Here is a 15,350-nt window from a genome sequence, read left to right on the forward strand (position 1 = left end):
CTTCTTGTAGGAGAAATGCCCTTTTTAATGTTCGTCCCTATGATTTGTGAATAATATGCCCTTTCAAGATCGATGTGACAATATGGAGGGAATCCCATTCCCCGCTTGAAAATTTGATAATTGGGTACTTTTTTGGAAAAAGCTTATCACGGATGGCTTCAACTGAGTCCCCTTGCTTGTGTAAAGCGAAGACCTCCTGTTTGATCGATACTAAATAGTCTCGTTTTCGTTCGAGCGCCGCACGACCGTCTTTGACAAACCCGGCATGATGGCAAAATACCTCTTCAAAATCGTACGTTAAGACTCGATCTAATGAATGAATAATGGTAGGGATACTTTCTTCCGCTAGGACGACTTTCGTCCGTTCGTTGACGAATAAATCACCGGTAAATAATTGACCCGTTTCCCGATTGAAAAAGGCTTTGTGATCGTATGCATGTCCAGGAGTATCGATGACATCCCACGTTGCCTTTCGCGAAGTAAACGTTTCAGGCATGGCTTGTGCATGAAATGGCTTCCTTTTTCCCCAAAAGAGCTGCCGATATAAAGGATAATCTGCCCGTTGTGCGCAATAATCAATTGTTTTTTCATTTAAATAGATCGGTAGTTTTTTTGTTTTTTCCACATAGGCGGCGCAGCCTGTATGATCTTCATGAAAATGAGTGATCATGACTTGATCAAAATCAGCTTCATCGATAAAGGCTTCAAAATGCTTATGTAAGGACTGTGCCCCCGTATCAATTAACACCCCATCAACAACATAGCTGTGGACATTTAATGAAACACCCTGGAATTTCACCTCGCCATTCAAATAGGAAACACCGTTTTTCTCCCCAAAGGTTGATTTCTTCTTTAATAACACGCCGTCCATCTCCTTTCTATCTTATTAAAATTCAACCTCCAAGCATAATTCCCCTGCTCAAAAAGCCCCAATCAACAAGATTGGGACTTCCACTTTAACGCTTTAGCAGACCGGGGGTCAGGCCCCATGGCCAGATTGGACCACCAGAACCGTCCCCCTGGCCCAGAATTCCCAGCCTTGTTCTTTATTTTTCAATTTCCCAGTCTTGGACGTTATAGAACATGCCGAATTGCTTCGGTTCGCCCACTTTTATTTTCTTCGAAACAGCTCCCATTTGATAGTCTGAATAGAGGGTAATCGTTGGGAGATCTTCATGTAAAATTTCCTGAACCTGGTCATAGATGACTTTTCTATTTTCGGGATTTGGTTCCGATTTCCCTTGCATTAATAATTCATCTAACTGGGAATTGCTATAATCAGCAAAATTATATGGTGCCTTTGTAAAATAGAATGTACTGACATCTGGATCGATTTGGTATGGAATCCCAAGGAACATTAAATCGAAATCATGCTTTGCCCCTTTTTGCATGTGAGTAGGGAAATCATATTTTTGTACCTGAACATTTAGGCCTACCGCCTTTAGATTTTCCGCTATGATCACAGCTGCTTGTTCCCGAACTTGATTTCCTACCGGTACATTAAAGCGAATCGTCTTACTCTTATCCCAGCCGGATTCTTTAATCAGCTTTTTCGCCTTTTCAGGATCATACTCATATTTCTCCAAGCTCTTATTTAAATACGGATGTGGGTTTGTATACGGTCCATCAATAATCTCCGCTTTCCCTTTTAACAGCTTCTCAACGAGCTGCGGACGATTAATAGCATATACAATGGCTTGACGCATTTTCGGGTCATCAATCGTTTTTGTATTGAAGTAGATCTCTTGGTAATCATATCCTTTTCCATCTATTGTCTCGACATTAGCCATATTTTTCACCTTTTCAATATCTTGAATGGCGATTGGCCCAACAGCCGGGTAATTCATGTGAACTTCACCTGTTTGCAGCTGCGCCGTTAAGTTCGCTGAAGGCACTACCTTAAAGAACAGCTTTTCTGTCTTTGGTGCACCACCGTAATAGCTAGGATTTGCTTTAAGCTCAACATGTGTTTCCCCACTGAAATCCTTAAGTGCATACGCACCATCAGAAACAGTTGGTTTTAACATAAACGGATCTTGATGTAGAGTAGCAGGGTCCTTATCCTTTAGAATATGACTCGGGATCGTTCTGACGTTGATGAGCGCGCCTTTGATGTAATTAGGATCGGTTGGTTTTTTTGTATGAATGACAAAGGTTTTATCATCGACAATTTCGATGCCCGATACCGTTTTTTCGCCTTTAGGCAGATGTCCTTCATCATCTAGTCCTTCAATAACATTGAGCGTTTTCAAACCAGTACTTTGAACATCTGGATTTGCCAGTGTATCAAAAGTAAATTTAACATCCTCTGTTGTAACCGGCTTTCCGTCTGTCCATTGAGCCTTTTGATTTAATTTGATTGTAAAGGCTTGGTTATCCGTTGTTTCAAGACTATCTGCCAATTTAGGCAAAAATTCCATCGTTTCGCTTGCCTCAAAGAATGGGTTGAATAAGATGGAGGAAATGGTCATAGCGGCCATATCAGTTGCATTAATCGGATTAATCGAACCGACTGCATTGGAAATTCCGACGATAATCGTATCACCTAGACCGGCTTGTGTATTTCCCTTACCTGTTTCCTTTGGTGTGGAGGATGCATCATCTGCACCCGAACAAGCACTTAGGAATAGGAGCAAGGCAATCGAAAAAATGGTTAGAAATTTCACCTTTACTTTTTTCATCGTAGGACCCTCTTTTCTTTTTTTAAAATTATGGGATAGTTACTTTAAAAAAGCTGCCTATTTCAAGGCTTTTGGATCCATTGCATCCCGCAAACCATCCCCGATAAAATTGATCGCCAGTACGACAAGAACGATCATGATGCCGGGGGGAACCCAAAGCCATGGCTGTGACGTTAGCACCGTTAACGATTGAGCGTCTGTCAGCATATTTCCCCAGCTTGCGGTGGGGGGCTGAACTCCCATTCCTAAAAAACTAAGCGAGGCTTCCACAATGATGGAGGCAGCAATTCCAAAGGTAGCTTGGACAAGGATAGGAGCAATAGCATTTGGTAAAATATGTTGAAATAAGATTCTTGGGGTACTCAAACCAAGGACCACTCCAGATTTAACAAAATCAACATGCTTTAACGAGAGAACACTGCCGCGAACGAGCCTTGCAACGGACGGCCAGCCAAGCAGTCCCAGAATCCAGATGATATTCAATAGACTTGGTCCCAAAATACTAACGACGACAAGGATGAGCATCAGACCTGGAAAGGACATAAAGACATCTGTTAGACGCATTAACAGAATATCAACCCAACCGCCAAAGTAGCCGGAAATCGCCCCTAAAATCGTACCAATCACGCTATAGATTAAGACGGCTCCGAGTCCCACCAGCATCGATACCCTTGAGGCATAAACTAGGCGGGTAAAAATATCCCGGCCAACCTGATCTGTGCCTAACCAGTGCTCAGCAGAAGGAGGCGCAGAAAATTCTTCATATACTTGATAGGGGTTCTTTGGTGTAATAGCTGGTGCAAAAATGGCAACAAGAATGATAAAGATCATGAACAGACTACCGACGAAAGCTAAGCGATGCTTCATAAATCGTTTAACAATTAGTTGAAAGGGCGTTTCCTCTCCGGCAATCTCTGAATAAGCAATCGGCGTTTCGATCTCTTTTTTGATATTAGTTTCTAGCAATGGCATTGCCCGTTCCTCCTTCCTTTATTTATATTTAATCCGTGGATCCACAAATGAATAGACGATGTCTGTTAACAAATTGGCGAATAAAACCATAAAGGCCGTTAATAGATTGAGAGCCATTAATGTCGGATAATCCCGTGACATAATCGACTGGATCGTAAGCTGGCCCATTCCCGGCCATTGAAATACTTGTTCCGTGATCACAGCCCCTCCCAGTAAGAGAGGAATTTCAAGACCAATAATCGTTATAATCGGAATGAGAGCATTTTTTAAGGCATGTTTATTGGTAACGACAAATTCCTTTAAGCCCTTTGCTCTGGCTGTACGTAAATAATCCTGACCTAGAACCTCTAGTAAACTTGCTCGGATATAGCGGACATATTGGCCGGCAATCCCAACTGCCAGCACAAGGACTGGAAGGATGAGATGCTTGACCTTATCGAGAAAATCACCCTCACTGCCGAGAGTGGACCTTCCCCCTGCAGGCAGGATTTGCAATTTAACAGCAAAGAAGTAAATCAGCCCTAACCCAAGGAAAAAATGCGGGATCGAAATTCCAAAAAAGGATATCCCTGTAGTAAAATAGTCAAGCTTGCTATATTGTTTAACGGCACTAATAATCCCAATTGGAAGGGCGATAAGCAAACCGACAAGCAGTGCGAGCAGCATCAATTCAAATGTGGGTCCAATCCGTTCTAAAATGATCTTCGTAACAGGCTCATAGGTTGAAAAGGAAAAACCCAAATTGCCATGCATAAGGTTGCTGAGCCAATGAATAAATTGGAGCCATAACGGATCATTCAGGCCCAATTGTTCTTTTCGCAAATTGAGCTGTTCCTGTGAAGTATTGGGGTCGATATACATGTCAACAGGGTTTCCCGGTGCCATATTGATGATGATAAAATTGACAATCGTTACCCCAAATAAGACGGGAATGGCAATGAATAGTCGGCGAATAATATATGGAACCAATTTCACACCCTCTTTCTTTACATATTAATAGATTCCTTCTTATGCCTCGTTAACAGCAAAGCAGGCCACACTATGCTCACTTCCCTTAAGAACTGGTGTTTGTTCACGGCAAATGGCAGTTGCAAACGGGCAGCGTGTATGAAAACTGCAGCCGCTTGGCGGATTAGCTGGACTCGGTACGTCTCCCGGAATCACCATTCGTTCCTTCGCCCTCATTTCAGGGTTTGGAATCGGATACGAGCTTAACAGGGCTTTCGTATAGGGATGCTGAGGATGGCGAAAAATATCTTCTGTTTTGGCCACTTCGACAATTTTTCCTAAATACATGACGGCAATCCGATCACTAATGTATTTCACTGCCCCTAATCCATGGGCAATAAATAAATAGGTTAAGTTCAATTCTTTCTGCAAATCCTTCAGCAAGTTTAATATTTGGGCCTGAATCGATACATCCAAAGCGGAAACTGGTTCATCACAAATGATTAGTTTGGGATTTAAAGAAAGGGCTCTGGCAATCCCAATCCGCTGCCGCTGCCCACCGGAAAATTCATGCGGGTACCGGTTTTTATAGCTTCTAGGTAAGCCGACTAAATCCAGCAGTTCATCCACCCGGTTATGGAGGTTTTCCTTTTCGACCACCCGATGGATTTTCATCGGCTCCTCTAGCAGATCCTTGATCCGTTTTCTTGGATTCAAGGAGGAATAAGGGTCCTGAAAGATAATTTGCAAATCCCTGCGGATCCCTTTCATCGTCTCTCTTGTTGCTGTCGTGATTTCATGATCATGAAAATACACTCTACCCTCGGATGCCTCCTCCAATCGCACAAGGGTTTTGCCAATCGTTGATTTCCCGCAGCCTGATTCTCCAACCAAACCAAGCGTTTCACCGGCATTAATAAAAAAATCTACTCCATCGACCGCTTTCACGTGACCAACCGTCCGAGAAAGAATGCCCTTTTTAATAGGATAATAGGTCTTTAGTTTCTCCACTCGTAATAAAGGAGTTGTTTCTTCATCCATCAAGATGGTCATCTGACTGATTCCTCCTTTGGTTTCTCTACGACCGGCTTGAGTGGGTCCTTCTCAACTAACCAGCACCTTACTTTATGCCCCTCCTGAATGGACGCAAGCTCCGGCTGTTCCTGTTGGCAATGCGGCTCCGCAAAGGGACATCTTGTATGAAATCTGCAGCCTTTTGGCATATGTTTCACACTTGGAACTGAACCAGGAATCGACACAAGCCGTTGTTCATTTTCATATTCCAAATGTGGAATCGAAGCCAGCAGGCCTTGGGTATAGGGATGTTTCGGTTCCTTAAACAGGGTAAATACATCCGCCTCCTCCACGACTTGGCCAGCATACATCACAATTACACGATCGGCTGTCTCCGCGATCACCCCTAAATCATGGGTAATCAGCATAATCGCTGTCTCTGACTCTTTCTGCAAGGTTTGCATTAATTGAAGAATTTGTGCCTGAATTGTCACATCCAGGGCTGTAGTTGGTTCATCAGCTATCAGCAGCTTGGGCTTGCACGCTAGGGCCATGGCAATCATGACTCGCTGCCTCATCCCCCCCGATAAGGCATGTGGGTACTCCTTCATCATTTCACGCGCCCTTGGAATTCCTACCTTATCCAACATTTTAATGGCATACTCTTTTGCGTCCCTTGTACTCATCTTTAAATGGAGCTTGATTCCCTCAACCATTTGATTTCCAATGCTATAGACTGGATTCAAGGAGGTCATTGGTTCCTGAAAAATCATCGAAATTTCATTTCCCCTGATTTCCCTTAAACGTTGTTCTGTCACCTTTGTAAGGTCCTCATCACCGAATAAGATATGACCATTTTTGATTTGTCCATTTTTCCCGAGCAGCCCCATAATCGATAAAGAGGTGACACTTTTGCCGCATCCGGATTCTCCGACAATGCCGATGGTTTCACCAGAATTAACCGTGAAGCTCACCTCTTCAACAGAAACTACCTCATCCTTATCGGTTGCAAATGCAATTTTCAGCTGATTCACTTCTAACAACGGCCTCATATTTTCACCACTCTTTCTCAAAATTTAAAATAATAATATTAAAAATATTCAGTCTTTTGTGAACCTACTAAATACATTTACGTTAATTACCACTATTTAATCAAAGTATGAGGGGGAAAAAAAGGGACTTACCTTGATATTTCGTATCATTAATTGACAAGAGACAACATGATTTATCTTGTTGGAAGTTAATAAATATAGTATATTCTGAATATTACGATAGTCCTTACAGGAGGTACTCCATGTATAATTTAGTAATTGCCGATGATGAATACGAGATTCGTAATGGTTTAGTTAACTATTTTCCATGGGAAGATATAGGATTTAAAGTAATTGGACAGGCGGCAAATGGAAAAGAGGCATTGGAGCTGATTTCAAGTGGCGATGCCGACGTCTTACTTTGTGACATTCAGATGCCCATCATGACTGGACTCGAGGTAATTAAGGAAATCTACCAGCAAAATTCGCCAGTTATCACCGTTTTTCTAAGCGGGTATCAAGATTTTCACTTTGCCCAAACCGCGATAAAATACGGGGCAAAAAATTATATTCTAAAACCTACTAACTTTTCAGATCTAACGGATGCCTTTACTCCTATAAAAAAAGAGTTGGATCAACGAAATCCCCCTCCCTTCCAAACAAAAATAGTAAATCAACAAAGTGGCTCAGAGCATGATCCTATTATTCACAAGATCAAGGATTATGTAAAAAGTCATTTTAAGGATGCTTCCTTAGACGATGCCGCCCAGATTGTCTATATGAATCCCCACTATGTCAGCAAATATTTTAAACAAAAAACAGACCAAAACTTCTCTGAATTTGTTTTTCAAATAAAGATGGAGGAAGCAGCAAATTTACTGAAAGAAATGAAATACAAAGCCTATGAGGTAAGTGAAATGGTAGGGTACAGCAACGCCAAAAATTTCACACGTGCTTTTCGCAAATATTTTGGCGTTAGTCCGAAAGAATATCGGCAGCTCCATTAAGGACGGTTATTGATGGATTCCTTAAAGCGTTCCTTTTATTTTAAAAATTTAACGAAACTGCTCATTCCCATGCTGATCCCTACCTTAATTCTAGGATCACTAGCCATTACGTTAATTCATTTCTATCTAAAGGATAAAATCAATCAACAAAACTTGAATCTATTAAATCAAATCCAAATGAATGTGGAAATGATTTTCGATGAATTAAATTCAATTAATTTGTCCATTGCGGCCAGTGCGGTTGAATTTATTGATTTACAAAACATGCTTGAGAAAAAATGGTTGAGCCAAGAGGATTATGTGAGGCTTGCATCGCTAAAAAACATCATCGATTCACCTGCGATTGCTCATTCATACGTTGATTCCATTTATATTTACATCGACAATGACAAACAGCACTTTCTAACCTCAACAACAGGTGGAGTGGTTAACCTGGAAACGTTTGAGGACACCTCCTGGTATAAAGATATAAACAGGGAGACTACCAGCGAGGATGTTTGGACAACGAAACGAACGATTTTCCGAAAACCGGATAATTTCCCGATTAAAAAGGTAGAAGTTATTTCGTTGTATCGAAGCTTTACTCTTGCCAATGGCAAACCTGGATATATTATCCTGAACGTAAATACGGACTATTTAAAGGATTATCTAAATGGCTTATATAAAATGAACGGACAAAATATTCTCACCATGGATCGGAACTACCAGATTCTCTTTGAAAACCATCCAGTCTCTTTAACAGAATCCGAGTCTCAGTCCATGGTTACGTCAAGCAAAATGGTCACCACCATGCGGATTCAAAACGTTGAATCGATTGTCTTTAAACTGGAATCTGAAAAATATGATTGGCTGTTTTTTTCCACCATACCGAAGGATTCCCTTTATAAACTCCCATACCAACTAAGCTTGGTTACCATCATTCTATTACTCTCCTCCATCCTGGTCGGGGGGATTGTGGCCTATTATTTAACGAAAAAAAATTTCATGGACATTCGTTCCATTGTTACGATCTTAAACAGTGCGGAAAAGGGAGAACCCCTGCCCCATTTACCAAGCACGGTAACAAATGTTCATAGTTTCATCATTCATAAAATCGTGACAAACTTTATGGAACAATCATATATGAAGGTGCTACTATCTGAGCGAAAGTATAAAATGCAGGCACTGGAGCTGTCCGTTCATCAGTCGCAATTAAACCCGCATTTTTTATTTAATACACTGGAGACGATTAATTGGAAGGTGATTAGTCTAACGAAAAGACCAAATGAAATCAATGAAATGATCGATAATTTGGCTCATATCCTCCGCTATTCCTTAGACGCCAAGGAGGGTTTGGTCGTTTTAAAAGATGAAATCAAGCATACAAAAAGCTATGTGGATATTCAACGAATTCGACATAAAGATCAATTTACTTGTCTGTGGGATTGTGATGAGGGGATCGATAAATATTTTGTCATAAAACTATTTCTTCAGCCGTTAATTGAAAATTCCCTCCAGCATGGCATGATTGGCTTGGAAAGAAAACTTCTTGTTAAGGTCAAAATCAAAGCCTCGCCCACAGACCTATTAATTTCAGTCATTGACAATGGAGCTGGCATTCCACCAGATAGATTAGCAGAAATCAGAAACAAGTTACGGTCCAATTATACATCATCCGATCACATTGGACTTTATAACACAAACAAGCGCTTACAATTGATCTGTGGCGAAAATTATGGACTGACGATTTGGAGTAAACCTGGTATAGGAACGATCGTTGGGGTGAAAATGGCGATTAAGTAACGATCATAAGGGAGAAGACAGCGGAAAGGAGGAACCTCTTTTCCGTTATCTTCTCCCCTTTTTCTGACTACTTCATGACAGGGGAGGTTTCAACCAAATAGGTTAATGCGGTCCTTACATAATAGTTTACACCTAGAATCAATGCTTCTTCTTTCACATCAAATTTAGGGTGATGATGCGGGTAATTATCGGCAGGATCTGCGCTTCCCGCTCCCAAAAAGGCAAAGCATCCCGGAGCGGCCTCTGCAAATGCCGAAAAATCTTCACTTCCCATAATCGCCTGAGATCTTACACAGTTCTCTTCCCCAAAGGTTGCCACAAGCGTTCGTTCAACCAATTCGGTAATCTTTTCTTCATTTATAACTGGACTGTATCCAAACCGATAATCCAACTGATAGCTGGCATTGTGAGCCTCCGTCAATCCCTTTGTTAGCTTTTCAATCCAAACAGGAATCTGCTTCCGAATTTCGGGATCAAACATTCGAACGGTGCCCCCAATTGTGACACGATCTGGGATGACATTATTGGCAGTTCCTCCGTGGAATTGTGTGACAGAAATAACGGCCCGCTGACTGGCATCCACTTTCCGAGAAATCAGCTGATTTATTCCGTTCACAAGCTGCACGCCGATGGCAATAGGGTCCACTGTTTCATTCGGTGCCGAACCATGACCACCCCTGCCCTGAATGACAATGTCAAAATCATCACATGCTGCTGTTACATCGCCATAGCAGAGGGAAAACTTCCCTAAAGGCCCTTGAGAACCAAGATGAAGACCAATGACACCATCGATTCCCTCCGTCACGCCCGCCTTTACCATTTCAGATGCTCCACCAGGGAATAGTTCCTCCGCATGCTGGAAGTAAAAGCGGATCTCCCCTTTTATTTCATCCTGCAATTGCGAGAGTACTTTTGCTGCGCCAAGAAGCATGGCCGTGTGCCCATCATGTCCACAGGCGTGCATGATGTTGCTTTTTTTGGAAGCAAACGGCAGCCCTGTTTCCTCCTGGATTGGCAGGGCATCCATATCCGCTCTCAGACCAAGTACTTTTCCTGGTTGAGAGCCACGCAGCCGTCCCATCACACTTGTAGGTGTTACCCGAGTTACTTCGATTTGACCAAAAGAGTGTAATTTTTCAAAAACATAGTTTGATGTTTCCACCTCTTCAAAAGAAAGCTCAGGATTTTCGTGGAAATGCCTGCGCCATTGGATTACTTCCTCTTCAACCGCTTCAACCAATTTTTGAATATCAACGATTTTCTCAATCACAGCGATACCCTCCCTTTAAATTTGTGCTCGGAAATCTCCAATCGTGCGAGCGTACTCCGTTTAGTTTTCGTTCAAGAATTTTAATGCCGATTGCACAAAGTAATTCACACCAAGGATAAAGGCCTCTTCCTTGACATCGAATTTAGGATGGTGATGAGGATAATTTTCTTCCACTTTTTCACTGCCAGCACCTAAGAATACAAAACACCCTGGAGCTTCCGCAGAGAATGCTGAGAAATCCTCACCTCCCATAATTGCTTGTGAAATGACGCGATTACATTCACCAAAGGTTTCCACAATCGTCTGTTCCACCAATGACGTGATTTTTTCCTCATTCACAACAGAGGAATAGCCAAGCTGATAGTCAAATTGATATGAAGCATCATTTGCCTCAGTAAGCCCTTTTGTAATCTTTTCAATCCAAACGGGAATTTGCTTGCGAACTTCCGGATCAAAGGTACGAACGGTCCCCCCAAGTGTGATCCTGTCAGGGATAACATTATTAGCGGTTCCTCCTTGAAACTTTGTCACAGAAATGACGGCTCGTTGACTGGCGTCTACTTTTCGTGAAATAATTTGATTGATTCCGTTAACAACCTGTACCCCGATGGCAATAGGATCCACCGTGGCGTTCGGCGCTGAACCATGGCCGCCCCTGCCCTGGATGATGATATCAAAGGCATCACTTGCTGCCGTTGCAGGACCATAGGTGACAAAAAATTTCCCTAAAGGAATTTGGGAGGCAAGATGAAGACCGACCACCCCATCAATTCCTTCGGTTACTCCCTCTTTCACCATTTCCGATGCTCCACCAGGGAATAGTTCCTCCGCATGCTGGAAGAAAAAGCGGATTTCCCCCTTCATTTCATCCTTCAATTGGGAAAGTACTTTCGCTGCTCCTAAAAGCATGGCCGTATGTCCATCATGTCCACAGGCATGCATAATGTTGCTCTTTTTCGAGGCAAACGGCAGCCCTGTTTCTTCGAGGATTGGCAAAGCATCCATGTCTGCTCTTAAACCAAGGACTTTGCCTGGCTGCTGACCAATGAGCCGTCCCATTACACTCGTAGGCGTAACCCAAGAAACGTCAATATTCCCAAATGATTGCAGCTTCTCATACACGTACTTGGAAGTTTCAACCTCTTGAAATGAAAGCTCGGGGTTTTCGTGAAAATGTCTCCTCCACTCAATGACTTCATTTTCAACTGCTTCCACCAATTCCTGAGTTTTCACCATTTTTTCAATCAATAATATTCCCTCCTCTAAATTCTTGTCTTCAAGCTCATTTTAGAGAAAAAGGGCAATAGAAAACAACTGAAAATTCCGAATAATAAAAAAGTGCCAATATAAGAGTATTTTGTTAAATTGAGAGACCTACGGGGCAGGGAATATTTTGGTCCAACCAAAAAGGCCAGGGAGACTTCTAATAGAAATCTCCCTGACCTTTTAATTGTGTTAGTCTGTTATGCTCCCTTTTTAATTTTACCTGCGACATTTTTCGCTGGTGTAAACAGAAACTGTTTAACCGCGTTGGTACGCTGTTTGGCTTTCGCCGCGAAGAATGGATTGAAAAGAATGATGGCTACTACGTTCGCGGACAAGCCCCAGAACCCTTCATAAATACCATGAGAGCTGCCTGTCCCATACACGGTAAACGTGGTGATCAATCCGACAAGCAAGCCAATCGTTGTCGCTTCCTTCGTTAAATTTTTCCAGAATAAGCTAACAACTATGGCAGGGAAAATTTGCACCATTCCTGAAACCCCAAGAAGCTGCAAGGATACAAGTGCTGTTGGGAATAACAGGCCAAATAATAAGGCAAGCCCAATCACGACAAATACCATCGAACGCGTGACCAGCGTTAATTTCGCGCTGCTTACCTTCGGGTTGATTAAATCACGATAAATGTTGTTAGCAAATAAATTGGAGGCCCCAATTGCCATAATCGAGCATGGGATTAACGATGCTAAGGCAATCGTTGAATAGGCTAAGCCTTGTCCTACTCCCCCGTAAGAAACTTGAATAAGATTTAAAAAGGCGAAACGCGGATCGCTTCCTTGCGGCAAGACATGGTAAGCGACAAAGCCTAGGAAAATAACCAAAATTAGCACGACATTGTATAGTGGCAGGAACATCGCATTTTTTCGAACGGCGTCTGCACTTTTAGCCGTAAATACACCTGTTGCCCCATGTGCCCACATAAATAATGCCAAGGCCGAAATGAGCGAGGCTGTCATGAACCACGGAATACCTTTCGGGCCGGAAGTTGGAATCGTCAGCATTTGCGGTGATTCCTTCACAAGAGTGTCAATCATCGGGCTCCAGCCGCCAAAATGGATAATCGGCAGAGACACGACGAGAAATAACATGATCGCCCAAACCAGAACATCTTTAATGATGGCCGTATAGGTAGGACCTTTGATTCCGCTAAAGAATGTAAACAGAGCCACAAGCAGGAAGGACGTAATAACGACCACCTTCACATTAATATAACCGGTTCCCGCTACGCGAAGCGTATCTTGGATCCCTGCTAACTGCAAATCAATATACGGGATGAGCATCGCTACACCGACCACCGCAATCAGCGCAGAAAGAAATTTACTATCAAAACGCTCTCTCGCATAATCAGCTAGTGTGGTCAGCTTAAATTTATTTGCTACTTTCCACAGTTTAGGCAGGTAAAAGTAAGAAACAAAATAGGCGATCACACAATAAGGAATTGCAAAGAACGCAAGACTTCCGCCGGAATAGGCCGTACTTGTCAGTCCTAAAAAAGTATAGGCGGTATATAAATCAGCCCCTACTAAAAACCAAACGAGCAAACCGCCAAAGCGCCTGCCGCCAACCGACCATTCCTCTACCGAGCTTCTCGACGATTTATTTCGCCCCGCCAAAAAGCCAATTAACACAACGGTCAGGACAACGAATACAGTGATTAATAAGGCCGTCAAATTTCCATGCATTAGTCAAGACTCCCTTCCGCTTTTTGAATCCGATAGATGGCTAACGTACATAAAGGAGTTAACACGATCCATAAAAAGAACCAAAATTGAAGAAACGGTAATCCCAACACAATCGGATCGATACGATTGACGAAAGGTAAGACTACTAACTGTGAAATAAATGGGAGTACGATCAATACTATCAGGATGAATTTTTTACCCATGTTGAAACCTCCTGCCAAATAATAGTTAATTTTAGTGATTATTCGAAAAATAAATATATTATCGCTGAATAATTTTTCATGTTCACTATCATAACTATTTTTGGTAGAGATTACAAGAAAAATTTAAAAGATTCTAAAAATTCCACCATAAGACTTACTTGGTGCCTGACACCTTTTTCCCGCTCCAAATATAGCAGCCCAATACGATGGACAGGCCGCAGCCAATGATTGTATCGAGGAGTCTTTCGAGCAGCAACGCTCCTGTCACTGTTCTGCCGATGCTAAACATCACGACCATCATCGGGGTCATCAGCATGGAATAGACCGCATAGTTGCGATTCTTAAAAATGGGACGCAACGCGGCAATGATCCCCACCATGAGCACATCGCCCCATGGTGGGAGCGTCCAAACCAGCAGCAAGCCAGCCAGTATGACACCGGCAGCGGTACCAATACCGCGTTGTACCGACCGTGTAAGCGCTGAATCGACATTACGCTGCAGGACGATGGCGACGGTGAGTGCAATCCAATAGGATTTTTCTAATTGGAAAAAAATACCGATCACTTCTGCCGCCGACATACACAGTGCCACCCGAAGTGTGAATTGCCAGCCCGAAAAATGTTTTAAGGAATGCCACCACCGCTTCAACAGCTTCTGACTGATGATTCGATGGGAAGCTGGGGATGTTACGATCCTTCTTGATGCTGCTGGCAGCAGGAATGTGGCGATCAATGCTACGATCAGCCCAAACATCGAGCCCGTAGCAAAATATAGCGGCAATTTGTATGAATCCGGATGAAGCTCTCCTCCACCCATACTCGTCCCGATGATGGTGAACATCATAAACTGCGTACTGGCAATCGCTGCAGGTCTGCTCATGCCGCCCAATAAGGCGGCTAGCATGGAAATGATCACAATGCATCCCCCTGTCAGCCAGCCCAGACCGCCAATCAGAGTACCCATGAACACAGCCGAAGTCCCTGCGATCATCGCACGAGTCAACTCGATAGTCCGCTGCCGGATGGTCTCACCCGATGCTGCCCCGCTTACGACCATCGCACCGAAGGAAGCCAATAGCCCAAAAATCAAATTATTGAAATAATAACCAAGCACAAGCGATCCAGCCATTCCCACCAACCCCGCCACAGTGTGCGACAAATCAAACTTCCTCTCCGCGCCTCCAGCCCGCTTCGATAATACTTCCTTATCCTGATCCATTGTCCTACTCAACCTCCTATTGCCAGGGGTGCCAGGGGGACGGTTCTCCTGGCACAAATGGGATTAGTTCGAACCACAAATACAGGTTTCATGGTCATTTACAACTATATTTTCCACTCTAAAGGACTTTTTTGTCTTAACCACAGAGAATTATTTATTACTATACTATCTTCAAGCAAAAAAAAGCCACAAGAACCGTCCCCATGGCTCCCCATGGCTCATCTTTCAAGAATAAAGTTTATGGCTGAAGGTTAATCTAT

Annotated in this window: 13 protein-coding genes; 2 read left to right on the plus strand and 11 right to left on the minus strand. The window is 42.9% G+C overall.

The window, feature by feature from the left end; all coding sequences use genetic code 11:
* Positions 1-37: 37 nt before the first annotated feature.
* The 6 genes from TY15_RS12490 to TY15_RS12515 form a co-directional block, all read right to left on the minus strand.
* Positions 38-862, minus strand: a complete 825-nt coding sequence (locus TY15_RS12490) for an MBL fold metallo-hydrolase (protein WP_040207493.1) — start codon at positions 860-862, stop codon at positions 38-40.
* 184 nt (positions 863-1,046) lie between these two features.
* Positions 1,047-2,681, minus strand: a complete 1,635-nt coding sequence (locus tag TY15_RS12495) for an ABC transporter substrate-binding protein (RefSeq protein ID WP_040207492.1) — start codon at positions 2,679-2,681, stop codon at positions 1,047-1,049.
* Positions 2,682-2,738: 57 nt separating this feature from the next.
* Positions 2,739-3,653, minus strand: coding sequence for an oligopeptide ABC transporter permease (opp4C, locus tag TY15_RS12500; RefSeq protein ID WP_042374531.1), 915 nt, complete (start codon positions 3,651-3,653; stop codon positions 2,739-2,741).
* An 18-nt stretch (positions 3,654-3,671) separates the two neighbouring features.
* Complete coding sequence (locus TY15_RS12505) at positions 3,672-4,622, minus strand: ABC transporter permease (protein WP_179301811.1); 951 nt, start codon at positions 4,620-4,622, stop codon at positions 3,672-3,674.
* Positions 4,623-4,661: 39 nt separating this feature from the next.
* Positions 4,662-5,654 carry an ABC transporter ATP-binding protein gene (locus TY15_RS12510; protein WP_040207491.1) on the minus strand — a complete coding sequence of 331 codons (993 nt, stop codon included), beginning with the start codon at positions 5,652-5,654 and terminating at the stop codon, positions 4,662-4,664.
* Positions 5,651-6,667, minus strand: a complete 1,017-nt coding sequence (locus tag TY15_RS12515) for an ABC transporter ATP-binding protein (protein WP_040207490.1) — start codon at positions 6,665-6,667, stop codon at positions 5,651-5,653. Before TY15_RS12515 ends, TY15_RS12510 begins: the two co-directional genes overlap by 4 nt.
* A gap of 242 nt (positions 6,668-6,909) precedes the next feature.
* Between TY15_RS12515 and TY15_RS12520 the strand changes: the two genes are divergently transcribed.
* Both TY15_RS12520 and TY15_RS12525 read left to right on the plus strand, forming a co-directional pair.
* On the plus strand, positions 6,910-7,653 hold the full coding sequence (locus tag TY15_RS12520; protein ID WP_040207489.1) for a response regulator transcription factor: 744 nt from the start codon (positions 6,910-6,912) through the stop codon (positions 7,651-7,653).
* 12 nt (positions 7,654-7,665) lie between these two features.
* Complete coding sequence (locus TY15_RS12525; protein WP_040207488.1) at positions 7,666-9,435, plus strand: sensor histidine kinase; 1,770 nt, start codon at positions 7,666-7,668, stop codon at positions 9,433-9,435.
* Positions 9,436-9,502: 67 nt separating this feature from the next.
* Here the strand turns inward: TY15_RS12525 and TY15_RS12530 are convergent, their stop codons facing one another.
* The 5 genes from TY15_RS12530 to TY15_RS12550 all read right to left on the minus strand — a co-directional run bounded on the left by TY15_RS12530 (position 9,503) and on the right by TY15_RS12550 (position 15,090).
* Positions 9,503-10,705: a M20 metallopeptidase family protein gene (locus TY15_RS12530; protein WP_081799405.1), complete on the minus strand. Its 1,203-nt coding sequence runs from the start codon at positions 10,703-10,705 to the stop codon at positions 9,503-9,505.
* 60 nt (positions 10,706-10,765) lie between these two features.
* Positions 10,766-11,953 (minus strand): amidohydrolase, encoded by a 1,188-nt coding sequence (locus tag TY15_RS12535; protein ID WP_244440923.1) that lies wholly within the window; start codon positions 11,951-11,953, stop codon positions 10,766-10,768.
* Between the two features lie 215 nt (positions 11,954-12,168).
* The gene (locus TY15_RS12540) at positions 12,169-13,668 is read right to left on the minus strand and encodes a sodium:solute symporter family protein (protein WP_040207487.1); all 1,500 of its coding nucleotides are present in this window, start codon (positions 13,666-13,668) and stop codon (positions 12,169-12,171) included.
* Positions 13,668-13,871 carry a DUF3311 domain-containing protein gene (locus TY15_RS12545; protein ID WP_040207486.1) on the minus strand — a complete coding sequence of 68 codons (204 nt, stop codon included), beginning with the start codon at positions 13,869-13,871 and terminating at the stop codon, positions 13,668-13,670. Before TY15_RS12545 ends, TY15_RS12540 begins: the two co-directional genes overlap by 1 nt.
* 154 nt (positions 13,872-14,025) lie before the next feature.
* Positions 14,026-15,090, minus strand: coding sequence for an FUSC family protein (locus TY15_RS12550; protein WP_040207485.1), 1,065 nt, complete (start codon positions 15,088-15,090; stop codon positions 14,026-14,028).
* Between the last annotated feature and the right edge of the window lie 260 nt (positions 15,091-15,350).

This window comes from Neobacillus jeddahensis (genome assembly GCF_000612625.1).
In the GTDB taxonomy this organism is placed as follows: Bacteria; Bacillota; Bacilli; order Bacillales; family Cytobacillaceae; genus Neobacillus; species Neobacillus jeddahensis.

Bases quoted from the DNA above. Each gene is read 5' to 3' on its own strand.
- TY15_RS12495 (WP_040207492.1), bottom strand. From the start codon at position 2,681: ATGAAAAAAGTAAAGGTGAAATTTCTAACCATTTTTTCGATTGCCTTG.
- opp4C (WP_042374531.1), bottom strand. From the start codon at position 3,653: ATGCCATTGCTAGAAACTAATATCAAAAAAGAGATCGAAACGCCGATT.
- TY15_RS12510 (WP_040207491.1), bottom strand. From the start codon at position 5,654: ATGACCATCTTGATGGATGAAGAAACAACTCCTTTATTACGAGTGGAG.
- TY15_RS12515 (WP_040207490.1), bottom strand. From the start codon at position 6,667: ATGAGGCCGTTGTTAGAAGTGAATCAGCTGAAAATTGCATTTGCAACC.
- TY15_RS12520 (WP_040207489.1), top strand. From the start codon at position 6,910: ATGTATAATTTAGTAATTGCCGATGATGAATACGAGATTCGTAATGGT.
- TY15_RS12525 (WP_040207488.1), top strand. From the start codon at position 7,666: ATGGATTCCTTAAAGCGTTCCTTTTATTTTAAAAATTTAACGAAACTG.
- TY15_RS12540 (WP_040207487.1), bottom strand. From the start codon at position 13,668: ATGCATGGAAATTTGACGGCCTTATTAATCACTGTATTCGTTGTCCTG.
- TY15_RS12545 (WP_040207486.1), bottom strand. From the start codon at position 13,871: ATGGGTAAAAAATTCATCCTGATAGTATTGATCGTACTCCCATTTATT.
- TY15_RS12550 (WP_040207485.1), bottom strand. From the start codon at position 15,090: ATGGATCAGGATAAGGAAGTATTATCGAAGCGGGCTGGAGGCGCGGAG.